We start from the raw sequence: 22608 nt of genomic DNA, 5'->3' as shown, positions 1-22608 counted from the left end.
CGCCGTTCCGCCCCTCAACCGAACAGCCACGTCCCCATCACCCGGCCCGGCATGAAGGCAAAGGAGCCCGCGCCGATCAACCCGGCGAGATACAGGCTGACCATGACCTTGCGGTGCGTAGCGATCCGCCCCGCCCGCGCCGCCGCGATCGCCCGCCACAGGCCGATCAGGGTGATGGGGATAAAAATGTGGATAAAACTGAACTGCCCGTGATTCAGGTCGCGCAGCGCCAGTGCCGACAGCGCCGCGACCACCATCAGCCCCGCCCATATCCTGCCCAGCATCCGGTGCCGCGCATCGCCCTTGCGCGACAGCAGGACATATAACCCAAGCGGCAGGGCGGGCAGCACCGAGCCGAGATGGATCCACACCGCCACGTCATGCGCCCGCGCCAGCGTCGGCGACAGGCCCAGCGCGCCGCGTGCCATGGCGACCACCGCCATCAGCGACAACGTACCCCCGGCGGCCAGGATGGCGGCGCGCAACAGCAGTGATGTGTCGCCACGGCGGGGCTGCGCAGGAAGAAGCGAAAGGTCGGTCATCGGTCGAAATCCTGATCGGAAACGGTTCGCCCCCGGTCCTGCCGTCGCACCGGGCCTTTGCCAGCCTGTTTGCGCGGATCGGCCGTTTCCCTTCGTGGACAGGCCGATTTGCCATTTCGCGAAGCGCCAATTGGCCATAGTCACGGGGCCGTGATGCCCCGCTCTCGCCGCATAGTGATCGATATCGCCGCGATGATCGGCGTCGGGCTGCTGCTGGCGGTGCTGGGGCCGTTCGGGACGTTCGGGGCGAGCTTTGCCTATCGGCTGATCTATTGGATCACGCTGATGCTGGCGGGCTATCTCCTCTACAAGCCGGTGATGGCGGGGGCGCTGGTCGTGGCGGCGCGGTTGCACCTGCCCGAAATGGCGGGCTGGGCCGGAGCCGCGATCCTGGCCAGCATACCGATGAGCGTTGTCGTCTGGTGGGTCGGGCGACTGGGCCTGCCGATGCGCTGGCCCGATACGGATCAGGCGGTGCTGCTCTATGGCAATGTGCTGGTGATCGGCGGGCTGGCCGGCCTGTTGCTCTGGTATGGCGATAAGCGGCGAGCCCCCGCCCCGGAGGCCGCCCCGCCCGAATCCACCCAGCCCGAATCCTCCGCGCCGATCGCGACACCCCACCCCGCACTGCTCGACCGCCTGCCGCCGGGCTTCGGCCCCACCATCGTGGCGCTGGAGATGGAGGACCATTATCTGCGCGTCCACGGTGCCTATGGGTCGGAGCTGATCCTGCTGCGGATGCGCGACGCGGTGCCGGAGGTCGCGCCGCTGATCGGCGCGCAGGTGCATCGCAGTTGGTGGGTGGCGCGCGATGCCGTGCGCGAGGCGCGTCGCGAAGGGCGTGGACTGCGGCTGGTCCTGACCGGCGGGGTCGAGGCGCGGGTATCGCGCGCGATGGTGCCGGTGCTGGAGGCGGAGGGCTGGTGGTAACGGCCGCTATTTCCTCCCCTGCAAGGGAAGGTGGCCGCCCGAAGGGCTGACGGAGGGGTGTCCACACCGATGGTGACACCCCTCCACAACCGCCTCCCCAAGCAGAAGCCCGGGGAGGACCAAGATCAGTCGCCGACGCGCTCGATATCGGCACCCACGGCCGACAGTTTTTCCTCCAGCCGCTCGTAACCACGGTCGAGGTGATAGACACGGGCGACCGACGTCTCGCCTTCGGCGGCCAGGCCCGCCAGGATCAGGCTCATCGAAGCACGCAGGTCGGTCGCCATGACGGGCGCGCCGGTCAGCTTCTCGACGCCCTTCACCATCGCGGTGCGGCCATGCACCTGGATGTCCGCGCCCATGCGCGCCAGTTCGGGTACGTGCATGTAGCGGTTCTCGAAGATCGTCTCGGTCAGGGTGCTGGTGCCCTCGGCCTTGCACAGCATCGCCATGAACTGCGCCTGCATGTCGGTCGCGAAGCCCGGATAGGGTGCGGTCGACAGGGTCAGCGGCTGGAGCGGGCCATCGGCCTTCACCCGGATCGAATCGCGGCCTTCCTCGACGGTGACGCCCGCCTCGGTCAGCGCGGAGAGGGTCGCGCGCATATCCTCGGCACAGGCGCCGACCAGTTCCAGGTCACCGCCGGTGATCGCGGCGGCGCAGGCATAGGAACCCGCCTCGATCCGGTCGGGCATCACCGAATAGGTGGCGCCGTGCAGCCGGTCGACACCCTCGATGGTCAACGTCTCGGTCCCGACGCCATCGATCCGTGCGCCCATCGCGATCAGCAGGCGGCACAGGTCGACGATCTCGGGCTCGCGTGCGGCATTGCCCAGCACCGAGGTGCCCTTGGCCGTCACCGCGGCCATCAGCGCATTCTCGGTCGCGCCGACCGACACCACCGGGAAGGTATAGCGCCCACCCGACAGGCGACCGCCGGGCGCGCTGGCCTTCACATAACCGGCGGTCAGTTCGATCTCCGCGCCGATGGCCTCCAGCGCCTTCAGGTGAAGGTCGATCGGACGGTTGCCGATCGCGCAGCCGCCGGGCAGCGATACCCGCGCCTCGCCCGCGCGCGCCAGGATGGGGCCGAGCACCAGGATCGACGCGCGCATCTTGCGCACGATGTCGTAGGGCGCCTCGGTCGAGAACAGCTGGCCTGCGCGGATCGTCATGACCCGGCCGAAATCCTCCGGCCGCGTCCCCTCGACACGGGTCGACGCACCGATCTGGTTCAGCAGATGGCCAAACCCGTCGACATCGGCCAGACGCGGCAGGTTGCGCAACGTGACCGGTTCGTCGGTCAGGATGGCGCAAGGCATCAGGGTGAGCGCGGCGTTCTTCGCGCCCGAGATCTTCAGGCGACCCGACAGCCGGTTGCCGCCGCGAATAAGGATACGGTCCATAGACCCGCCTTCCTAGCGAAGGTCCGGGGCATCGCCAAGGGTCACGCCCCGCCCCAGAGGGCGAAAAGCGGCAGGAAAAACCAAGAAAAGGGCCGGTTGATCGATATCAATGCATGCCGATCCCCTTGATGGCTAAGGCACTGTTCCGCTCGGGGAATGAGGTGTCAGTGGGAAATTTCGGGCTTGGGGATCGCCTGGACAAATGGGTTTCGCTGACCCCAGCAGAGCGCGACGCGCTGTCGCAGCTGGAGGATCGGCCCCGCGCGATACGGCGCGGGACCGTGTTGACCGACGAACAGATGCGCAGCGAGGACATGTACGTGGTCCGACAGGGCATGCTGATGTGCTATGTCCTGCTCGACGACGGCAGCCGCCAGATCCTGCGCTTCCTGTTTCCCGGCGATCTCTTTGCCCTGTCGGCGCTGCTCTATGACCGGTCGCCCGATACGGTGGTGGCGGTATCGAACGCGGTCGTCTGTCCGTTCGACCGGGGGCAGATCACGATGCTGGCGACCGAGCATCCGCGCCTGCTGAGCCTGATCCTCGTCCTCAACCAGATCGAACGGGTCATCACCACCGATCGGCTGGCGGGACTGGGCCGCACCTCGGCGCGGACGCGGGTGGCCACGCTGCTGCTGTCGCTGCGGGGCCAGATGCGCCAGGCGGGCATGGATGTCGGCGCCTCCTTCGCGCCCGGCCTGACCCAGGAGGAGATGGGCGATGCGATCGGGCTGACCGCAGTGCATGTGAACCGCATGCTGCGCCAGCTGGAGGACGAGGGCCTGATCAAGCGAGAGGGTGGCCGCGTCCACCTGTTGAACGAAGCACAACTGGTGGGCGAGGCCCGCTATATCGACCGGTTCGAGGGGCTGGACCTCAGCTGGCTGCCGCCGGGGCGGTAGGCCGCTTCATTCCTCCCCTATGACGGGGAGGGAAGCGATGTTCAGGAACGGCCGCCCGCCCACTTCTGCAAGCGCGGCCGGACCGTCAGGAACCGGCGATAGGCTCGCTCCAATACCCCCAGCAGCCATGGCGAGCGCGCAGCGAGCCCCAGCGGGCGCAGTAACGGGATCGCCCGCCACATCGCGGCAAAGGCCGCCGCGCCCGACAGCATCCGGCCATTCTCCCGCGCATGGAAGCGCGCGAGCAGGGTGTCGCGGTCGATCGGGCATTGGTCCGGGCCGTCCCCGCCGATCGCTACGAAATCGATCCGTTTGCGCGTGTCCAGCCGCCGCATTATCGCGATCTCGCGGCGGCACAGCGGACAGGCATTGTCGTACCAGACGGTGACGGTCTTCATGGCGCTTGTCCGTGTGACGTGGCGGCCCGGTCCTGCCGGGCCGCCACGGGCGATCAGAACAGATCCGCCGTCATCACCTTGTTCCACACCTTCACGAAATCGCGGACCATGCGGGCCTCGCCATCCTCGGCGGCGTAGAATTCGGCGATGTTGCGCAGCTGCGAGTTGGCGCCGAAGATCAGGTCGTTGCGCGTCGCGGCATAGCGCGTCTCGCCCGTATCCCGGTCATCCAGCGTGAAGCGCAGCCCGGCCTCGTCCTGCTTGGTCCAGACATAGTCCATGCTGGTCAGCACGCGGAAGAAGTCGTTGCTGAGCACGCCCACCCGGTCGGTGAACACACCCGCCTCGCTCTCGTCCCAGTTGGCGCCTAGCGCGCGCAGGCCACCGGTCAGCACCACCCATTCGGGCGCGCTGAGCTTCAGCAGCGCCGCCTTGTCGAGGAACAGTTCCTCGGGCGCGACACGGCCCGCCGTCACCTCGGCAAAGTGATCATCGACATAGTTGCGGAAGCCGTCGACCACCGGCTTCAGCCATTCGAAGCTGTCGGCGTCGGTCAGTTCGTCGGTGGTGTCGCGACGCCCGGCGGTGAACGGCACCTCCAACGCGATCCCGGCATCCGCCGCCGCCTTCTCGACCGCCGCCGTGCCGCCCAGCACGATCAGGTCGGCCAGCGACACACGCTTGCCACCGGTCGCCGCACCGTTGAACGCATCCATGATCTCGCGCAGCTTCGCGATGACGGGCACGGTGCGGCGATTGACCGCCCAGTCCTTTTGCGGCGCCAGCGCCAGCCGCGCACCGTTCGCGCCGCCGCGCTTGTCGCTGTCGCGGTAGGTGACGGCCGCGGAAAAGGCGGTGAAGGCCAGGTCCGAGACCGACAGACCACTGCCCAGAATCTGCTGCTTCAGCTGCGCGATGTCGGCCGCGTCGATCAGTTCGTAATCGCGCTCCGGGATCGGGTCCTGCCACAACAGGTCGGGCTGGATCGTGACCTCGGGACCGACATAGCGTTCGCGCGGACCCATGTCGCGGTGGGTCAGCTTGTACCACGCCTTGGAAAACTGCTCGGTGAAATAGTCGAAGTCGTTGAGGAAGCGCTCGCAGATCGGGCGATAGACGGGATCGACCTTCAGCGCGATGTCGCTGGTCATCATCATCAGCGCATGGGTCTTGCCCTCGATATGCGCATCCGGGGTGCGCGGCGCGTCACCGCTGACCGGCGTCCATTGCAGCGCACCCGCCGGGCTGCGCGTCTGTTCCCATTCCAGGCCCAGCAGGTTTTCGAGATAGCTGTTGTCCCAGGTCGTCGGGTCCTGCGTCCAGCTGCCCTCGATGCCGTTGGTCATCGTGAACTCGGCATTGCCGGTGCCTTCGGGATTGTGCCAGCCCAGCCCCATCTCCTCGATCGCCGCGATCTCCGGCGGCGCGCCGATGCGGTCGGCCTTCACCATGCCATGGCTCTTGCCAAAGGCGTGGCCGCCCGCGATCAGCGCCACCGTCTCCTCGTCGTTCATCGCCATGCGGGTGAAGGTGACGCGGATATCGCGAGCCGAGCCCATCGGGTCGCCATTGGCATAGGGCCCTTCGGGATTCACATAGATGAGCGACTGGTGCGAGGCGGCCAGCGGCTGTTCCAGATCGTAATCGGCATCACCATTCTGGCCACGCCAGCGCTTGTCGCGATTGACCATCTCGTCATAGGAATCGACCTTGGTCATGTCGAAGACCTCGGGCCCCCAATAGGTCGCGTCATCGGCTTCCCACGCATCCTCGCGCCCGCCGCCGAAGCCATAGGTCGGCAGCCCCATGATCTCGAGCGAGCAGTTGCCGGTCAGGACGATCAGGTCGGCCCAGGACAGCGCCGCGCCATATTTCTGCTTGATCGGCCAGAGCAGGCGACGCGACTTGTCGACATTGCCATTGTCCCACCAGCTGTTGATCGGCGCGAAACGCTGCATCGCCTCGCCGGCACCACCGCGCCCGTCGGCGATGCGATAGCTGCCCGCCGAGTGCCACGACATGCGGATCATCTGCGGCCCGTAATTGCCATAGTCGGACGGCCACCATGCGACCGAGCTGGTCAGGAAGCGCTTGATTTCCGCCTTCAGCGCATCGAGGTCGATCTTGGCGAATTCGGCGCGATAATCGAAATCCTCACCCAGCGGATTGGCGCGCGGGCCATGGCGGTGCAACTGCTCGACCCGCAGCCGGTTGGGATACCATTCGGCCAGCGTCGGCGGCGTGGTGAAGCTGCCCCCGATCCGGTCGCCGCCAAAGGGGCACTTGCCTTCGAGCACGGTCTTGTAATCTTCCATCTGCCAGCCTCTTCGGGTCTATCGGGTTGAAATCGCGCAAGCCGCACCGGGACGACGGACAAGGTCGTCCGCCGTCATGCCGTGATCGGCGAGGATCATGTCACCTGTCGGGAACATCGGCGGCCGCATCTTTCCTGAAGCGACAAACACATTCGCCGCTCATCCGCTTCGACAACGTTGCGCACCCGGCGTCGATCCTTCGTCAGGCCCGGCCTGCCCTAAAAAATTATCCTGGATCAGCCCGAATATTAGGGCGTTGACCCTGTTCGGCAAAAAGTCCGGTTTGCGCAGCGGCATGCGCACCGGGCATGGAGGAATTCAGCGATGGTCGGATCGGCCGCCATTATCGGCGCTGGCATGGCGGGGCTGTCCTGCGCGACGCGGATGGCGCAGGACGGCTGGCGCGTCGCGCTGTTCGACAAGGGCCGCCGTCCGGGCGGACGCCTGTCGAGCAAGGTGGTCATGGCGGACGGACAGTCCTTCGCCTTCGATTACGGCGCACAGTATATGACGGCGCGCGATCCCACCTTCGTCGCGCAGGTCGAGGTCTGGGCACGGGACGGCGTCGTCGCCCCCTGGCCGGCGGCGGGTGAGGATGCCTGGGTCGGGGTGCCGGGCATGAACGCAATCCCCACCCACATGGCCGCGCCGCTCGCCCCGCGCTGGTCGACGCATATCCGCGAACTGATGCGCGGGTCCGATGGTTGGTGGCTGGGCCATGACGCCGGGCGGGAGGGGCCGTTCGACGCGGTGATCCTGGCGATCCCGGCCGAACAGGTTCCGGCGCTGGCCACGGCACATGCCCCCGACCTGGCCGAACGGGCCGAGGCGCATCCGTCCGCCCCCTGCTGGACCGTGATGCTGGGGTTCGAGGCGGTGCTGTCGGCCGCCGACATCCTGGCGAATGGCGATGCGGGCGACAGTCCTATCGACTGGGCCGCCCGCAACTCCGCCAAGCCCGGCCGTGACGGCGGCGAGGCTTGGACGATCCATGCCACACCCGAATGGTCGCGCCGCCATCTCGAAAGCGACACCGCCTCGGTCACCGCATCGCTGCTACGCGCGCTGGAGGAACGGGTCGGAACGCTGCCCTCCCCGACCTATGCGGCGGCGCATCGCTGGCGCTATGCGCGGTCGGGCAAGGCGGGGATCGGCGCCTGGCACCGACCCGATCTGGGGCTGGCGGCCTGTGGCGACTGGCTGATCGCTCCACGGGTCGAAAGCGCCTGGCTGTCCGGGCGACAGGCAGCGGAGGCAGTGCTGGCCGGATAGAAGCCGGTCAGCAGCGTTACGCCTTCTCCAACGTGCATTGCAGCGGATGCTGGTTGGCGCGGGCGAAGTCGATCACCTGCGCCACCTTGGTTTCGGCGACTTCGTAGGAGAACACACCGCACACGCCCACGCCGCGCTGGTGCACGTGCAGCATCACGCGGGTCGCGTCGTCCATGCTCATGCGGAAGAACCGCTGGAGGCACAGCACGACGAATTCCATCGGCGTGTAATCGTCGTTCAGCATCAGCACGCGGTAGGGCGTCGGCTGCTTGGTGCGCGTCCGGGTGCGGGTCGCGACGCCCAGGCCGTTGCCTTCGTCGTCCCCATGATCGGGGCCTTGCCCCGGCCCATTACCGGCCATTCCCAGAGGATGGGTGAGAGTGTCGCTGTTCTGGGCCATGACGACAAAATATGGCATGGCGGGGGGTACGCACAAGCCCTTGGCGGGCGGATCGTTCGTATAAATCGGCATGGTTTCATTCCTCCCCTGAAAAGGGAAGCGGCAGGGCACGGCCCTGACGGCGGGGTGTCCCGGTCCATGGATCGTTGCATCACCTGCCACACCATCCCGGCCTTCGCCGGGGGTGGAGCATGGACGGAATCACATTTCAGTGAAAATCCCGCGAGCGCGGCAGCAGGCGGACGTCGCGCGGATGGACGCCGCGCTGGGCCGGGGTCCCGCGCGGATCATGCGACCGGGTGGCGACGGCGGGCACGTCCTCCAGCCGGGCGAGCATCGCGCTGCGATCCTCGACACCCGCCGTCATCAGGTGGACGACGCCCTCCTCGCTACGCTGGACGACGCCGTGGATCAGCATCAGTCGCGATGCCATCACGGCGCGCCGGTTCGCCTCGAAATCGCGCGCCCACATCAGGGCGTTGACGATGCCCGTCTCGTCCTCGATCGTGACGAAGATCGCATTGCCCTTGCCCGGCCGCTGGCGGACCAGCACCACCCCCGCCACCTTGGCGCGTCGCCCATCGGCCAGCCGGTGGAGATCGGCGGCGGACAAGATGCCCTCGGCCGCCAGCTCGCGGCGCAGGAACGCCATGGGATGGCCCTTAAGCGACAGTCGCGTCGCCCGGTAATCGGCGCTGACCTGTTCGGACAGCGGCATGGGCGGCAGCGCGACATCGGGTTCGGCCGCCATTTCGGGGGCATCCATCGCCGCGAACAGCGGCAGTTGCGCCGACTTCATCCGCCGCGCCTCCCACTGCCCCTCGCGCCGCCCACGCCCCAGCGAGCGATAGGCGTCGGCCTGGGCCAGCAGATCGAGCGCGCGGCGGGGCAGCCGGGCGCGGATGGCGACCGCCTCGATCGCGTCATAGGGGGCGTGGTCCGCGATGTCCCTGCCCCAGGCTTCGCGGAATGCGTCGATCTGGCGAAAGCCTAGCCGAAGCGCGAAGGCGCCATCGTCGCGCCGTTCCAGCCGATTGTCCCAGCCGCTGTGATTCACATCGACCGGCCGCACCTCGACCCCGCCATTTTCGCGCGCGTCGCGAACGAGTTGCGCGGGGGCGTAGAACCCCATCGGCTGGGCGTTGAGCAACGCGCAGGTGAAGATCGCGGGCTGATGGCATTTCAACCAGGCCGAGACATAGACCAGCCGCGCAAAGGACAGCGCATGGCTTTCGGGAAAGCCGTAGGAGCCGAACCCCTCGATCTGCTTGAAGCAGCGTTCGGCGAAATCCTGTTCGTATCCGCGCCGGACCATGCCACCGACCATCTTCTCGCGGAAATTCTGGATCGTGCCGACATTGCGGAAGGTCGCCATGGCGCGGCGAAGCTGGTTGGCCTCGTCGGGGGTAAACTCCGCAGCGGTGATGGCGAGTTTCATCGCCTGTTCCTGAAACAGCGGTACGCCGTAAGTCTTGTGGAGCAACTGGTAGAGTTCGTCCTTCGGACCATGATCGGGATGCGGCGAAGGATAGGTCACGACCTCCTTGTCCGACCGTCGGCGCAGATAGGGGTGGACCATGTCGCCCTCGATCGGCCCCGGCCGGACGATCGCGACCTGCACGACCAGGTCGTAGAATTCGCGGGGCTTCAGCCGGGGCAGCATGTTGATCTGCGCCCGGCTCTCCACCTGGAACACGCCGATGCTGTCGCCCTTTTGCAGCATCCTGAAGACCCGCTCGTCCTCGTCCTGGGCCAGATCGGTGAGGTCGGGACGGTCGAGGCCGTTCGCCTCCATCAGGTCGAACGCCTTGCGGATGCACGTCAGCATGCCGAGCGCCAATATGTCGACCTTCATGATCTTCAGCTCGTCGATATCGTCCTTGTCCCACTCGATGAAGGTCCGCCCCTCCATCGCGCCGTTGTGGATCGGCACCGTCTCGTCCAGCCGCCCCTGGGTCAGCACGAAACCGCCGACATGCTGCGACAGATGCCGCGGCGCGCCCAGCAGCCGGTCGACCAGGGTGCGCAACCGCGCGATCTCCGGATTGTCGGGGGAAAAGCCGGTTTCGTGGAAGCGCTTCTCCTCGAACTGCCTGGAAAAGCTGCCCCAGACGGTGCTGGTCAGCCGCTGCGTCACATCCTCGCTCAGCCCCAAGGCCCGGCCGACCTCGCGCACCGTGCTGCGCGGGCGATAATGGATGACGGTCGCGGCGATGGCGGCGCGGTGGCGGCCATAGCGGTCATAGATATACTGGATCACCTCCTCGCGCCGCTCATGCTCGAAGTCGATGTCGATATCGGGCGGCTCCTTGCGCTCGTTCGAGACGAAACGCGAGAAGAGCAGGTCATGCCTGGTCGGATCGACCGAGGTGACGCCCAAGATCCAGCACACCGCCGAATTGGCCGCCGAGCCCCGCCCCTGGCACAGGATCGGCGGGTCCAGGCTGCGCGCATGCTGCACGACATCGTGCACGGTCAGGAAATAATGGGCGTATCGACAGTCGCGGATGAGCCCCAGTTCCTCCGTCAGGGTGGACCGGAGCTTGGCCGGAATCCCCTGGGGAAATTTCTCCGCCGCCCCCTTCCAGACCAGGTCTTCCAGCCAGTCCTGTGCTGCCCACCCTTCGGGTATCGGTTCGTTGGGATAGTGATAGGCGATGTGATCCAGCCGGAACGTGATCCGCTCGAGGATCGCCACGCTCTCCGCCACCGCCCCCGGCCGGTCGGCGAACAGCCGCGCCATCTCTGACGCGGGTTTCAGGTGCCGCTCGGCATTGGCCGCCAGCCGCCGCCCGCCGGTGCGGATGGTCAGCCCCTCGCGAATGCAGGTCAGTATATCCTGTACCGGTCGGTCGGCGGGTGTGGCGAACAGCGCATCGGTGGTCGCGAGCAGCGGCACCCCCCGCGCCTCGGCCAGCACGCCCTGCGCCATCAGCCGACGCCGGTCCGCCCCCGATCGCGGCATGGTCACGCCCAGCCAGACCCGCCCCGCCGCCACCGCCACCAGCCGGTCGAGGGTCGCCGCCAGCCCCGGATCGGCCCGTTTCGGGGGCAGCATCGCCTCCGCCATCGGCTCACAGGGCCGCGCCGAGGATTCGGGCAGCGCGATCAACAGCATCTCTTCGGCATGACGGGTCAGGTCGCCCAGCCCCAGGATGCAGCCGCCCTTCCGGGCGCGCTTGTTACCAACGGTCAGCAAACGGGTCAGCCGTCCCCAGCCGGTGCGGTTGATCGGATAGGCGACGATATCCGGCGTGCCGTCGGCAAAGACCAGGCGGGCACCGACGACCAGTTCGAAGGGCGGCATATGCCCGTCCAGTTCCTCGCGGAGCTCCCGCAGCGCCCGGTGCGCGCGCACCACCCCCGCCACCGTATTGCGATCGGCAACGCCCAGTCCGTCCAATCCCAGCATGATGGCTTGCTTGACCATATCCTCCGCCGGGCTCGCGCCGTCGAGGAAGGAGTAATGGGTCGCCGCGATCAGTTCGGCGAAGTCGGGCATTTAATCTTTTCCTCCCCTGCAAGGGGAGGTGGCAGGGCAAAGCCCTGACAGAGGGGTGTCCCCGGTTGTGAGCGTCCCAATCGTCGCAACCCGTGACACCCCTCCACCATCCTCCCGATGGTCCCCAGCGTCAGGTCGATCACGCGAACAGGCCGTGCACATACCAGCGCGGCCGCTCGGTCTCGCTGTAAAGGCCGTGGCGGAAGATCCAGAAGCGCCGCCCGCGCACATCCTCGACCCGGTAATAGTCGCGGGTCGGCGGGGCCATGTCGGCGCGCCGCCACCATTCGCCTGCGATCCGCTCGGGCCCTTCGGCGCGCGCCACGTCATGCATCTTGCGCCGCCAGCGGAACCGCGCGGGCGGGCCGTCCGGGGTTTCGGCGGCGAGCGACTCGATCGGCTGGGGCGGGTCGAACAGGTGGATCGGGCGGAGCGGCGGCTCCCCTGCCTCGGGCCGAGTCCATTCCGCCTTGGGCGCCGCTTCCGTCGCGGGCAGCATCAATTCGGCCTGTTCGGGAATATGGCTGTCGCGCGGATGGATCCGGCGCACCCGTTCGCGCCCCAGCCGCGTGCCCAGCCGGTCGATCAGCGCCGCCACCGCCTCCGACTTCGCCTCGCCCCCCTCCAGCCGCAACTGCACCGCGTCGAGCTTCTCGGCCAGGCCGACATCCAGCCGGATCAGGTCATAGCCGAACCCCGGATCGAGCGGATCGGCCAGTGCCTCGATCCGCTCGCGGAACAGGCGCAGCAGCACGGCCGGGTCGCGGGTCGGCTGCCCCGTCTCGACGCGCAGGACCTGCACCTCGCCATCGCTGCGGAACAGCCGCGCATCCCAGCGCCGCCCGCCCTCGTGCCGTTCCTCCAGCGCGCGCGCCGCCTCGCCCGCCAGTTCCTCCAGCACGCCCAGCATATGCTCGGTCCGCGCCACCGGCTCGGCGAAGCGGCGCTCCACCGCGATCGGCGCGGCGACCACGCGCGGGGTCAGCGGGCTGTCCTCCTCGCCGGTCAGCCGTCGCAGCGCGGTGGCCGCCTCGCGCCCGAATCGCGCCGCGATCGTCGCCATCGGTCGCGCCAATACGTCGCCGACCGACTTCAGCCCCGCCGCGACCAGCGCCGCCCGCGCATCCTCGTCCAGTTCCAGCGCCGCGACGGGCAGGCGGCGGATCGCCCCCATCTCGTCCGGGGCGGGCGCCCCCGCATGCCGCGCCAGCGCGCGCGCCGCCTCGGGCGTGTCGCCATATGCCAGTCGTACGGTCAGGCCGCGCCGGGCCATGCGAGTCTCGATATCCTCGGCCAGCCCGCGCTCGCCGCCGAACAGATGATCCGCGCCTGTAGAATCGAGCACCAGCCCCTGCGGCGGATCGAGCGCCACCGCCGGGCTGTAGCGCCGCGCCCCCTCGGCCAGCCGTTCCAGCCAGTCGGCATCGGCACCGGGGTCATGCGGAAAGACCTCGATCTCGGGCACCCGCGCCCGCGCATCGGCCAGGGTCAGCCCGACCGACAGCCCCGCCGCAAGCGCGGCCGGATCGAGCGCGGCGAGGCGGATCGCGCCGCCCACCGATTCGGCGAAGACGATCGGGGCATCACCCCGCGCCACGAACAGGTGCGGGCGCCGGGCCCGCAGCCGCTCGATCGGCAACCAGGGGAAGACGAGCGCCAGATAGCGGCGCGGGGTCGAAGCTTTGCGTGTCACGGTTCCACTCCACGCGCCACCGGGCGCCCGCAGGCCCTCCCCGTCGACGCAGCAATTCCAGATCATAAGCGGGCGCACCCGGCGCATCCGCTGCCAGCACGCGCGAAGGGGCGGGCGCGACCGACCAGCGGGTCGCGGCGGCGCTGGGCACCGCCTGTCCCCCGACACGCAGCAGGATCATCAGCACGCCCGAGGCTTCGGCCGCCAGCATCAACCGGCGCGAGGCGGTCAGGTCCAAACCGCGCATCGCCCCCCATCCTTCCGCGATGACGGTGCCGAGGCCCGGACAGCGCGCACCATCGGCCGCCGCGCGCAGCAGCGCCGAATCGTCGGCGACCACCACCACGACCAGATCGGCGGGGTCGAGCCCCATCGCGACCAGCCCGGGGCCATGGAGTCGCCCGCCCTGTCGCTCGGCCGCCTCGGTGCGCAACCACAGGATCGGGCGTGCCCCGGCCGCCAGCACGCACCCGATCGCCAGACCGGCCCCGCTGGCCGCTTCCTCCTGGGAAAGGGCATGGATCTCATGCAACCGGGCCGGGTCGAGGCACGGCATCGCATCATCCTGCCGCCCCGCCCCCGGCGCCTCCCCCGCACGCGCGCCCCGCGCGGCGGCGCCACGCAAACGGTCGATCAGGGCGAAGGGCTCCTCCATATATGTTCTTGTAATGTTCTATGGCCGGAGTCGCCAGCCGTAAAAAATCTGAAAAAAGTGCTTGCCGGATTCGAAACCCACATCTAATAGCCCGCCTCACCCCAGCCGGTTCGCCGGTTCGGAACGCCAGAGCGGGCGTAGCTCAGGGGTAGAGCACAACCTTGCCAAGGTTGGGGTCGAGGGTTCGAATCCCTTCGCCCGCTCCAGTTTTCGCAGCGAACATGCTGCGCCATTCAGCAGCATCGCGAAAACGCAAACGTCACCGACGATGGTGGCGACGACACGAACAGCATCGTGTCGCCCCCCGCGATCCTGCCCCCCTTTTCCTATACTTCGCGCGATTCCAGCAACTGGCCTTCGGCGAACATCAGCTTGTCGAGCAGGCGGCGTTCGATGAAGCCGTCGTCGATTCGCTCCGCCATGAACCGGCCTCCCGCGCCGCGCCGGAAATCGGCGATCAGCCGGTCGCGTGCTTCGCAGAAATCACCCCTGCCCCGCTCGTCGGCTCGTGCCGCGTCGCAGGCATGCCAGAAGGACGGGTAATCATGCTGGCCGCCGGTGCGATAGAGCGCATGCAGCCGCCGTCGGCCGGTCCGCCCGCCGCGATGCCAGTCGCGGTGCCGGGCCGCCTTGCTGGCCAGCCGGTCCCAGATGAAGATGTCCGCTTCCGGCCGGGTGAAGGTCGCGATCTTGCTGGCGGCCGAACTGTGCCGCCGGGGACGGGCATTGCGAGCCGGCAGCCCGCCCGCCAGCGTGGCGATGTCGACCAGCGGATCGAACGTCGCCGCCGCGCGCGTCGCCATGATCGCGCTCGCCACGCCGGGTTTGTCCCAGGCCTGGCGCTTGGTCAGCTGGAAGGTGACGAGAAACCGGTGCGCGTCTTCCTCGCTCACCCGCCCCTCGAACAGCCGCAGCCAGTGCGTGTCCGGGTAATAACGCCGCAGCACCTTTTCCTCGGGCGGGCAGCACCAGCGGCGGACGTCCTTTTCCGCCAGCATCAGCAACCGCGCCCGATCTCCGTCCGAAAATGGCATGACAAAACCCCCAGCCTAAAACCGGCAAGTGCGTAGGTCGGGCGGATGGCCCGCCGCCATCCGGGGAAATCCGGGATTGCGAAGCCGCCCTGCTTGCGGAAAAGGCGGTCCGATGCCGATTCGCCCCGCTTGTGCCTCGGACGCCGCCGCCATCGGCGCGATCATCATGCCCGTGATCCGCGCGGGCGAGACCTATGCGCTCGACCCCGCCATGCCGGAGGCCGCCGCCATCGCCTATTGGCTGGGCCAGGACCGGGCGACCTTCGTCGTGGAGGAAGAGGGGCTGATCCTGGGCACCTATTATCTGCGCGCGAACCAGGCGGGCGGCGGCGACCATGTCGCCAATGCCGGGTATATGACCAGCGCCGCCGCGCGCGGACGCGGACTGGCGCGGGCGATGGCGCTCCACTCGTTCGACGAGACGCGGGCGCGCGGGTTCACCGCGATGCAGTTCAACTTCGTGGTGAGCAGCAATGCCGCCGCCGTGCATCTGTGGACGGCGCTTGGCTTCGCCACGGTCGGACGGGTGCCGGGGGCGTTCCGGCACCCGCATCTGGGGGCGGTCGATGCCCTGGTGATGCACCGACCGCTATAGTCATCCGGCGATCAGTTTTTTCGGGCAACCTGGAAACCGGCAAAGGACTGGCTGACCGGCATCAGCTCCAGCCGGTTGATGTTCAGGTGTGGCGGTAGCGTGGCGACCCAGAGCAAAGTCGCCGCGATATCGTCGGCGGTCATCGGATCGGACCCGGCATAGAGCGTGTCCGACGCCGCCTGGTCACCGCCGGTGCGGACCGTGGTGAACTCGGTTTCGACCATGCCCGGCTCGATCGAGGTGACGCGCACCCCCTTGCCATGCAGGTCGGCGCGCAGGTTCAGCGAGAACTGCTTCACGAACGCCTTGGTCCCGCCATAGACGTTGCCGCCGGTGTACGGATAGTTCGCCGCCACCGAGGACAGGTTGATGATCCCCCCGCGCCGTTCGATCAGGCGGGGCAGCAGCCGGTGGGTGATGGTGATCAGCCCGTCGATATTGGTCGCGATCATCGTGCGCCACTGTGCCAGGTCGCTGTCCTGCGCGGGCTTGGTGCCGAGTGCGAGGCCCGCATTGTTGACGAGCAGGTCGATGCCCGCAAAATCATCCGGCAGACCGGCCAGCGCGGCGTCCAGCGCATCCTCGTCGGTGATGTCGAAAGCCAGCGGACAAAATGCCTCTCCCAGCTCGTCGGCCAGCGCGCGCAACCGGTCTTCGCGGCGGCCGGTGCCGATCACCCGCCACCCGGCCGCGACGAAGGCACGCGCGGTGCCCGCACCGATACCGGCGGTCGCACCGGTGACGAGGACAGTCTTGGTCATGGTTTCAATTCCCTCTCAAATCCGGCCCCCTGAGTATCCGGGATACGGATCAGGGGCCATGTACGCTTTGCAAAGCGGCCGGTTGCACGAAGTCGCTACCGGGCATCCGCGATCCAAAACTCACCATGTCACTGAAACCAGGGCTTTTCCCGGATGTTCCGGACAGTGATGCCCAGCCAGAAGGACGGGCGGGAGAATCGAACATGCACCACCGTCCGGCATTATCCAGGCCCCTTCCCCGCTCCGGCCCCTTCCCGCGCGCGCAGGGGGGATGGTGCGAGTTCCGCCCCGCCCTGGACCCGACCGAGGAACCAGCCGCACCCGATACCTCCGGAGAGGCCGTACGCACCGTCTATCCCCGCGCTTCGCCCCGCCCCCACCTGCCCGAACGCTGGGTGCCGGTGCGCGGCTGACATCGCCTCCCGAGTACTCGGGGAGGTTGCAGGGCGTTGGGCCTTTTCCCACATAAGCGGGGCGATCGGACCGATCGCATCATGCAGGATCGCCCATGCCCCGCCCTTTGCGTATCGACTTCGTTTCCGATGTTTCCTGCCCATGGTGCATCATCGGGCTGCGCGGGCTGGAGACCGCGCTGGAGCGGCTGAAGGACGAGTGGGGCGACACGGTCGAGGCCCAGATCCATTTCCAGCCCTTCGAGCTGAACCCCGCCATGGCGCCGGAAGGCGAGAATATCGTCGAGCATATCGGTCGCAAATATGGCGCATCGCCCGAACAATCCGCCGCCAACCGCGTCACCATCCGCGAACGGGCGGCGGCGGTCGGCTTCACCATGGCGATGACCGACGATGCGCGCATCTATAACAGCTTCGACGCGCACCGGCTGCTCCACTGGGCCGAAGTCGAGGGGCGACAGGCGGCGCTGAAGCACGCGCTGTTCGACAGCTATTTCACGCGCGGCGAGGATATTTCGAACCACGACGTGCTGGTCGCCGCCGCCGCCCGTGCCGGGCTGGACGCCGAACAGGCCCGCGCGATCCTGTCGTCTGACCACTACGCCACCGAAGTGCGCGAGGCGGAGCGACTGTGGCAGGGGCGCGGCATCCAATCGGTGCCCGCCATCGTTATCGACAACCGGTATCTCATCTCGGGTGGCCAGCCGCCCGAATCGTTCGAGCAGGCGCTGCGCCAGATCGCCGCCGAAGCCTGAGCCAGAAAGGACATCCCATGGCCGACACCCGTTACGCCAAGACCGAGGAAGCACTCGGCAAGCTGACGCCCGAGCAGTTCTATGTGACGCAGCAGAGCGGCACCGAGCGTCCCGGCACCGGCGAATATCTCCACACCCGCGAGCCGGGGCTGTATGTCGACATCGTCTCGGGCGAGCCGCTGTTCGCCTCCGCCGACAAGTTCGATTCGCATTGCGGCTGGCCCAGCTTCACCCGGCCGATCGAGCCCGCGCACGTCAACGAACTGCGCGACACCACGCACGGCATGGTTCGTACCGAGGTCCGCTCGGCGCATGGCGACAGCCATCTGGGCCATGTCTTCCCCGACGGCCCGCGTGATCGCGGCGGCCTGCGCTACTGCATCAACTCCGCCTCGCTGCGCTTCGTGCCGCTCGGGGACATGGAGGCAGAGGGCTATGGCGACTATGTCGATCAGGTCCGCGCGGCCGAGCAGGGATAAAATTCCTCCCCTTGCGGGGGAGGAACTGCGCCACCTTACGTTAACGGCACCTTTTGCCCTTATGGTCGTTTGCGTCCCGTAACGACGGGATCGAACAAGAGGGGATGCAGGGATGGTGATGGTCTGGGGTTGGGCTCCGCTGCTGATGGCAGCACCACTGGCACCCCAGCAGACCACCGACCCGGTGCCGACCGCCGCACGCGTCTCCCCCGATGCCGCTGTTGGCGATACGCAGCGGCCCCCGACCCGCCGCCGCGCCGTTCGCCCATCCGATAGCGCCCCCTCGGCGATCACCGCCGACACGCGCCGGACGCCGCCGCCCGGGATCATCGGCGACTGGCACGAGATCCGCACCCGGCTCAACGAGCGGGGCATTACCGTCACCGCGCGCTATGCCTCGGAAAGCGCGGCCAATCTCACCGGCGGGCGCAAGACGCTGTTCCGCGAGACGGGGCAGTTCGACGCGGGCGCGCTGTTCGACCTGGAAAAGGTGATGGGGCTGAAGGGCGGGGCGTTCCAGGCCACCCTCACCTATCGCCGTGGCCGCAATCTCAGCGATGACGCGAATCTCGGCACGCTGCAACAGGTGCAGGAAGTCTATGGGCGCGGCCAGACGCTGCGCCTGACGCAATTCTGGTACGAACAGCGGATCGGCGAGCGGTTCGAGCTGAAGCTGGGCCGCACCAATCCGGGCGAGGATTTCGCCATCTTCTCCTGCCATTTCATGAATCTCAGCTTCTGCGGGGCGCAGCCGGGCAATCTGGTCGGCGATTACTGGCAGAACTGGCCGGTCAGCCAATGGGGCGCGCGGTTGCGCTACGAACCGCGCGACGACCTGTATGTCCAGGGCGCGGTCTATGAGATCAATCCGCGCAACCTGGATACCGACTTCTTCATCGGCCATTTCAAGGGCGCGACCGGCGTGCTGGTCCCCGCCGAAGTCGGCTGGATCCGCAATGCCAGTGCGGGCAAGATCGGATCGTACAAGCTGGGCGGCTGGGTCGCGACGGCGGATGCGGCGGACGTGTTCCTCGACATCAACCGCCGTCCGATCGCGATCACCGGACTGGCCCCGTTGCAGCGGACCAGCCGCTACGGCGTGTACGTCAACATCCAGCAGCAGCTGACCGGCGAGACCAAGGACGGCAAGGCGGAAAACGGCCTCAGCGTCTTCATGAATGCGACCCAGGCCGACCGCGCGACCAGCGTGACGGACAACCAGATCGCCGCCGGGCTGTTCTACAAGGGGCTGGTCCCCGCCGTGCCGGGTGACGTGCTGGGCTTCGGCTTGGCGCGCACCCATGTGAACGGGCGCGTGGCGGACGGCCAGCGGCTCGATCCCGCCCGGCCGCCCGTGCAGGGCTCCGAATATGCGGCGGAAATCTATTACAGCATCCACCCCGCCGAATGGCTGGAGATGCGCCCCAACGTCCAGTTCGTCCACCATCCCGGCGGCTATGCGCAGGCCGATGACGTGACGATCCTGGGCTTGAAGGCAGCCTTCACCCTGTAACGCGGGCAATTCACGACCCATTCAATAGGCGGCGCGCAAGGACAGGCGTGCCCAAAGGAGTGATTTGATGATCCGTTCGATGATGGCGTCCGCCCTGCTGGCGCCGACCGCCATGGCGATGGTCGCCGCCCCCGTGCCCGCCGTCGCGCAAGCCACCGGCGATCTGGCGGCGGTGCAGCGGCACCTGCAATCGGTGCAGACGATGACCGCCGACTTCACCCAACAGGACCGCGCGGGCAAGGTGCTGACCGGTACGCTGACCATGAAGAAGCCGGGCAAGATCCGGTTTCAGTATGAAAAGGGCGTGCCCCTGCTGATCGTCGCCGATGGCGGCAGCCTGACCTTCATCGACTATTCGGTCCGGCAGGTGCAGCGCTGGCCGATCAAGAACTCGCCGCTGGGCGTCCTGCTCGACCCCAGTCGTGACATCGGCCGTTATGCCAAGGTCGTGCCGAGCGCCGATTCGCGGCTGTTGTCGGTCGAGGCGAACGACCCCAAGCATCCCGAGTATGGCAAGATCACCCTGGTCTTCGCGCGCGATCCGGCGGCGCCGGGCGGCCTGATGATGCAGGGCTGGGTCGCGCTGGACAGCCAGAACAATCGCACGACGATCCGCCTGTCCAACCAGCGATTCGGCGTGCCGGTGGACGACAAGGCGTTCCGATTCAACGACCCGCGGAGGACGCCGACCCGTAACTGAACGGTCGGGGGCCGTTTCATTCATCCGCGCGACAGGTTCGCTGGCCTATCAAGGCGTTGCGGTTGAGGGGCCTTCGAGATTCCCCCCTGTTGCTCGGACGAGCACCCTCATCCCGCCTGCGTGACGAACGCTAGGTCGGCCCTCGCTCCATGCCCCCGGAGCGGGGGCCTTTCCATTTTTCTTCCGGCTCCCACCCCGGCGAAGGCCGGGGCCCAGTCGCCATGCCGCAGGTGGCGCGCATCACGCGGCGTGGGAGGCAAAGGCGTCGCGCGCTCGATCATCCGCCGCATCTGAACCCCGGCCTTCGCCGGGGTGATAAGGAATATACAGCGCGGCTGCCCGGCTCAGGGTAACCTTGTCTCACCCCCCTGCCCCCGCTACATCGCTTCCCGTGAAAATCGCCTCCTGGAACATCAACTCGGTGCGTTTCCGCGCCGCGATCGTCGAGCAATTCCTGAAGGAAGCCGCGCCCGACGTGCTGTGCCTTCAGGAGACGAAGGTCGTCGATGACGACTTCCCCTTCGATCTGTTCCGCGCGCTGGGTTACGGGCACATCATCATCCACGGCCAGCGGATGCACCACGGCGTCGCGATCGTCGCGCGTGTGCCGATCGTCGAGGACGACCGCCTGGACTGGCAGGCCAATGCCGAGGCGCGGCATGTCGGCATCCGACTGCCGAACGGCGTGCGGCTGGAGAATGTCTATATCCCGGCGGGCGGCGACGTGGCGGACCGCGAGGTGAACCCCAAGTTCGGCCAGAAGCTCGATTTCCTGGGCCGCATGATCGAATGGTCCAGCCAGCTCGACTGTCCGACCATCCTGACCGGCGACTTCAACATCGCCCCGCTCGAATCGGACGTGTGGAGCCACAAGCAACTGCTCGACGTGGTCAGCCATACCCCGATCGAGGTGGAAACGCTGGGCAAGCTCCAGGCGTCGAACGACTGGGTCGATCTCGGCCGCCACTTCATCCCCGCGCCGCAGCGGCTCTATACCTGGTGGAGCTACCGCGCGAAGGACTGGGCGGCTTCGGATCGCGGGCGGCGGCTCGACCATATGTGGGCGACGCGCGACGTGGCCGAAAAGGCGGTCGGCCATCAGGTGTTCGAGGGGTGCCGCGGCTGGCTGAAACCCTCCGACCATATCCCGATCATGACGGAATTCGATTTTTGAGCCTTCCCGACTCCAAGGCGGCGGCGCGCGCGATCGACGCATTGCGCCGGGGCTGGCCGATCGCGATCGCGGGCCAGCCTTTGCTTGCCGTGGAGACCGCCGATCCGCTGCGCCTTGCCGCCTTCGATCCCGACGCTCGCGCGCCGGTCCTGATCTCGGCCGGTCGCGCCGCGACGTTGAAACTGACCAACCAGGTCGAGGCGGCCGATCCCGACGCCGCCGTCCTGGTCGAGCGTGCCCCCTGGATCGACTTTGCCGCCGCCACCGCGCTGGCCGACCCGCAATTCGACCTCGCCACCCCGCTGAAAGGTCCGTTCCGCGCGCTCCCCCTGCCCGACCCGGCGGTCGCGGCGGCGGCGATCCGGTTCGCGCGGATCGCCGGGATGCTGCCCGCCTTTTTCCTGGGCGGCACGGGCGTCGAGGCGGAGATCGACCTGGCCGATATCGCCGCGCATGAAAATGCCGAAGCGCTGGCCATCGCCACCCGCGCGCGCCTGCCCGTGGCGGGGGCGGAAGACGCCGAGATCGTCGCCTTCCGCTCGCCCCATGCAGCGGGCGAGCATGTCGCGCTGCTGATCGGCCAGCCGAACAGCCAGCCGCCACTGGTGCGGCTGCACAGCGAATGCCTGACCGGCGATGTGCTCGGCAGCCTGAAGTGCGATTGCGGGCCGCAGCTTCATGCCGCGATCCATGCCATCGCCGACTCGGGCTGGGGCATATTGCTCTATCTGCGGCAGGAGGGGCGCGGGATCGGACTGGTCAACAAGCTGCGCGCGTACCAGCTTCAGGATCAGGGTTTCGATACGGTCGACGCCAACACCCGGCTGGGCTTCGCGATCGATGCGCGCGACTTCGGCGTGGCGGCGCGGATGTTGACCTTGATGGGACAGGACCGGGTGCGATTGCTGACCAACAATCCGGCCAAGGTGGCCGGGCTGGAGGCCGCGGGTGTGCAGGTGGTCGAACGGGTGGCGCACAGCCTGCCGCCCAATCCGCACAACGAACGCTATCTGGCGACCAAGCGGGACCGGACCGGGCACCAGCTCTAAGGCGATACCCCACGCCCCGTTCGCTCAGGCCGAACGGGGGCCAGGTGTTTGATCCATCCAAGCCGAAGCGCCACCCCGGCGGAGGCCGGGGTCCAGTCGGGGGTGCCGTTGTGATGGTCC

The 22608-nt window shown here is 67.7% G+C and carries 20 protein-coding genes and 1 tRNA gene; 11 read left to right on the top strand and 10 right to left on the bottom strand.

The features are described from left to right. Positions 1-14: 14 nt before the first annotated feature. Positions 15-542 carry a DUF2306 domain-containing protein gene (locus U1703_RS13905; RefSeq protein ID WP_332786151.1) on the bottom strand — a complete coding sequence of 176 codons (528 nt, stop codon included), beginning with the start codon at positions 540-542 and terminating at the stop codon, positions 15-17. A 174-nt stretch (positions 543-716) separates the two neighbouring features. Between U1703_RS13905 and U1703_RS13900 the strand changes: the two genes are divergently transcribed. Then, on the top strand, positions 717-1472 hold the full coding sequence (locus U1703_RS13900) for a LytTR family DNA-binding domain-containing protein (protein WP_332786150.1): 756 nt from the start codon (positions 717-719) through the stop codon (positions 1470-1472). A 125-nt stretch (positions 1473-1597) separates the two neighbouring features. Here U1703_RS13900 and murA read toward each other — a convergent pair whose 3' ends face one another. Next, complete coding sequence (gene murA, locus U1703_RS13895) at positions 1598-2878, bottom strand: UDP-N-acetylglucosamine 1-carboxyvinyltransferase (RefSeq protein WP_320452869.1); 1281 nt, start codon at positions 2876-2878, stop codon at positions 1598-1600. Between the two features lie 161 nt (positions 2879-3039). Between murA and U1703_RS13890 the strand changes: the two genes are divergently transcribed. Beyond that, positions 3040-3780, top strand: a complete 741-nt coding sequence (locus U1703_RS13890; RefSeq protein WP_332786149.1) for a Crp/Fnr family transcriptional regulator — start codon at positions 3040-3042, stop codon at positions 3778-3780. Between the two features lie 41 nt (positions 3781-3821). Here U1703_RS13890 and U1703_RS13885 read toward each other — a convergent pair whose 3' ends face one another. Together U1703_RS13885 and katG are read right to left on the bottom strand one after the other, a co-directional pair. Next, positions 3822-4178: a thiol-disulfide oxidoreductase DCC family protein gene (locus U1703_RS13885; protein ID WP_332786148.1), complete on the bottom strand. Its 357-nt coding sequence runs from the start codon at positions 4176-4178 to the stop codon at positions 3822-3824. Between the two features lie 53 nt (positions 4179-4231). Further along, positions 4232-6493, bottom strand: a complete 2262-nt coding sequence (gene katG, locus U1703_RS13880) for a catalase/peroxidase HPI (protein WP_332786147.1) — start codon at positions 6491-6493, stop codon at positions 4232-4234. Positions 6494-6817: 324 nt separating this feature from the next. Here katG and U1703_RS13875 point away from each other — a divergent pair, with 324 nt between their 5' ends. After that, on the top strand, positions 6818-7765 hold the full coding sequence (locus U1703_RS13875) for an NAD(P)/FAD-dependent oxidoreductase (protein ID WP_332786146.1): 948 nt from the start codon (positions 6818-6820) through the stop codon (positions 7763-7765). A gap of 16 nt (positions 7766-7781) precedes the next feature. Here the strand turns inward: U1703_RS13875 and clpS are convergent, their stop codons facing one another. From clpS to U1703_RS13855, 4 genes are all read right to left on the bottom strand, one after another. Next, on the bottom strand, positions 7782-8126 hold the full coding sequence (gene clpS, locus U1703_RS13870) for an ATP-dependent Clp protease adapter ClpS (protein WP_042486836.1): 345 nt from the start codon (positions 8124-8126) through the stop codon (positions 7782-7784). Between the two features lie 247 nt (positions 8127-8373). Further along, positions 8374-11667, bottom strand: a complete 3294-nt coding sequence (locus tag U1703_RS13865; protein WP_332786145.1) for an error-prone DNA polymerase — start codon at positions 11665-11667, stop codon at positions 8374-8376. A 139-nt stretch (positions 11668-11806) separates the two neighbouring features. Then, positions 11807-13360: a Y-family DNA polymerase gene (locus U1703_RS13860; RefSeq protein ID WP_332786144.1), complete on the bottom strand. Its 1554-nt coding sequence runs from the start codon at positions 13358-13360 to the stop codon at positions 11807-11809. Beyond that, complete coding sequence (locus U1703_RS13855; RefSeq protein WP_320452862.1) at positions 13251-14015, bottom strand: ImuA family protein; 765 nt, start codon at positions 14013-14015, stop codon at positions 13251-13253. The genes U1703_RS13860 and U1703_RS13855 overlap by 110 nt, the downstream gene beginning before the upstream one ends. A gap of 131 nt (positions 14016-14146) precedes the next feature. On the opposite strand from U1703_RS13855, the gene U1703_RS13850 reads away from it, so the two are divergent. Beyond that, positions 14147-14221, top strand: a tRNA-Gly gene (locus U1703_RS13850). Between the two features lie 120 nt (positions 14222-14341). Here U1703_RS13850 and U1703_RS13845 read toward each other — a convergent pair. Continuing rightward, complete coding sequence (locus tag U1703_RS13845; protein WP_332786143.1) at positions 14342-15049, bottom strand: hypothetical protein; 708 nt, start codon at positions 15047-15049, stop codon at positions 14342-14344. A gap of 112 nt (positions 15050-15161) precedes the next feature. Between U1703_RS13845 and U1703_RS13840 the strand changes: the two genes are divergently transcribed. Beyond that, positions 15162-15644 carry a GNAT family N-acetyltransferase gene (locus tag U1703_RS13840; RefSeq protein WP_332786142.1) on the top strand — a complete coding sequence of 161 codons (483 nt, stop codon included), beginning with the start codon at positions 15162-15164 and terminating at the stop codon, positions 15642-15644. 11 nt (positions 15645-15655) lie between these two features. Here the strand turns inward: U1703_RS13840 and U1703_RS13835 are convergent, their stop codons facing one another. Continuing rightward, the gene (locus U1703_RS13835; RefSeq protein ID WP_332786141.1) at positions 15656-16405 is read right to left on the bottom strand and encodes an SDR family NAD(P)-dependent oxidoreductase; all 750 of its coding nucleotides are present in this window, start codon (positions 16403-16405) and stop codon (positions 15656-15658) included. A gap of 508 nt (positions 16406-16913) precedes the next feature. Here U1703_RS13835 and U1703_RS13830 point away from each other — a divergent pair. The 6 genes from U1703_RS13830 to ribA all read left to right on the top strand — a co-directional run bounded on the left by U1703_RS13830 (position 16914) and on the right by ribA (position 22488). Beyond that, complete coding sequence (locus U1703_RS13830) at positions 16914-17573, top strand: DsbA family oxidoreductase (RefSeq protein WP_332786140.1); 660 nt, start codon at positions 16914-16916, stop codon at positions 17571-17573. A 17-nt stretch (positions 17574-17590) separates the two neighbouring features. Beyond that, entirely contained in the window at positions 17591-18052 is a 462-nt protein-coding gene (msrB, locus tag U1703_RS13825) for a peptide-methionine (R)-S-oxide reductase MsrB (protein ID WP_332786139.1), read from the top strand. A 112-nt stretch (positions 18053-18164) separates the two neighbouring features. Next, positions 18165-19565: a carbohydrate porin gene (locus tag U1703_RS13820; RefSeq protein WP_332786138.1), complete on the top strand. Its 1401-nt coding sequence runs from the start codon at positions 18165-18167 to the stop codon at positions 19563-19565. A 67-nt stretch (positions 19566-19632) separates the two neighbouring features. Further along, positions 19633-20265, top strand: a complete 633-nt coding sequence (locus U1703_RS13815) for a LolA family protein (protein ID WP_414712054.1) — start codon at positions 19633-19635, stop codon at positions 20263-20265. A gap of 391 nt (positions 20266-20656) precedes the next feature. Then, a complete protein-coding gene (locus U1703_RS13810) occupies positions 20657-21439 on the top strand; it encodes an exodeoxyribonuclease III (protein WP_332786137.1) in 783 nt (260 codons plus the stop codon). Then, positions 21436-22488: a GTP cyclohydrolase II gene (gene ribA, locus U1703_RS13805; protein WP_332786136.1), complete on the top strand. Its 1053-nt coding sequence runs from the start codon at positions 21436-21438 to the stop codon at positions 22486-22488. Before U1703_RS13810 ends, ribA begins: the two co-directional genes overlap by 4 nt. Positions 22489-22608: the final 120 nt, after the last annotated feature.

The sequence above is a fragment of the Sphingomonas flavida genome (assembly GCF_036663655.1).
Taxonomy (GTDB): Bacteria; Pseudomonadota; Alphaproteobacteria; order Sphingomonadales; family Sphingomonadaceae; genus Sphingomonas.
Note: the sequence above shows the minus strand (reverse complement) of the source record. Positions and strands in the feature narration are given on the sequence as shown.

What these genes read in the sequence shown, in the direction of transcription:
- U1703_RS13905 (WP_332786151.1), bottom strand. Translation starts at nt 542, where the DNA reads ATGACCGACCTTTCGCTTCTTCCTGCGCAGCCCCGCCGTGGCGACACA.
- U1703_RS13875 (WP_332786146.1), top strand. Translation starts at nt 6,818, where the DNA reads ATGGTCGGATCGGCCGCCATTATCGGCGCTGGCATGGCGGGGCTGTCC.
- U1703_RS13845 (WP_332786143.1), bottom strand. Translation starts at nt 15,049, where the DNA reads ATGCCATTTTCGGACGGAGATCGGGCGCGGTTGCTGATGCTGGCGGAA.
- U1703_RS13885 (WP_332786148.1), bottom strand. Translation starts at nt 4,178, where the DNA reads ATGAAGACCGTCACCGTCTGGTACGACAATGCCTGTCCGCTGTGCCGC.
- msrB (WP_332786139.1), top strand. Translation starts at nt 17,591, where the DNA reads ATGGCCGACACCCGTTACGCCAAGACCGAGGAAGCACTCGGCAAGCTG.
- U1703_RS13820 (WP_332786138.1), top strand. Translation starts at nt 18,165, where the DNA reads ATGGTGATGGTCTGGGGTTGGGCTCCGCTGCTGATGGCAGCACCACTG.
- U1703_RS13830 (WP_332786140.1), top strand. Translation starts at nt 16,914, where the DNA reads ATGCCCCGCCCTTTGCGTATCGACTTCGTTTCCGATGTTTCCTGCCCA.
- murA (WP_320452869.1), bottom strand. Translation starts at nt 2,878, where the DNA reads ATGGACCGTATCCTTATTCGCGGCGGCAACCGGCTGTCGGGTCGCCTG.
- clpS (WP_042486836.1), bottom strand. Translation starts at nt 8,126, where the DNA reads ATGGCCGGTAATGGGCCGGGGCAAGGCCCCGATCATGGGGACGACGAA.
- U1703_RS13855 (WP_320452862.1), bottom strand. Translation starts at nt 14,015, where the DNA reads ATGGAGGAGCCCTTCGCCCTGATCGACCGTTTGCGTGGCGCCGCCGCG.
- U1703_RS13835 (WP_332786141.1), bottom strand. Translation starts at nt 16,405, where the DNA reads ATGACCAAGACTGTCCTCGTCACCGGTGCGACCGCCGGTATCGGTGCG.
- U1703_RS13865 (WP_332786145.1), bottom strand. Translation starts at nt 11,667, where the DNA reads ATGCCCGACTTCGCCGAACTGATCGCGGCGACCCATTACTCCTTCCTC.
- U1703_RS13840 (WP_332786142.1), top strand. Translation starts at nt 15,162, where the DNA reads ATGCCGATTCGCCCCGCTTGTGCCTCGGACGCCGCCGCCATCGGCGCG.
- U1703_RS13815 (WP_414712054.1), top strand. Translation starts at nt 19,633, where the DNA reads ATGATCCGTTCGATGATGGCGTCCGCCCTGCTGGCGCCGACCGCCATG.
- katG (WP_332786147.1), bottom strand. Translation starts at nt 6,493, where the DNA reads ATGGAAGATTACAAGACCGTGCTCGAAGGCAAGTGCCCCTTTGGCGGC.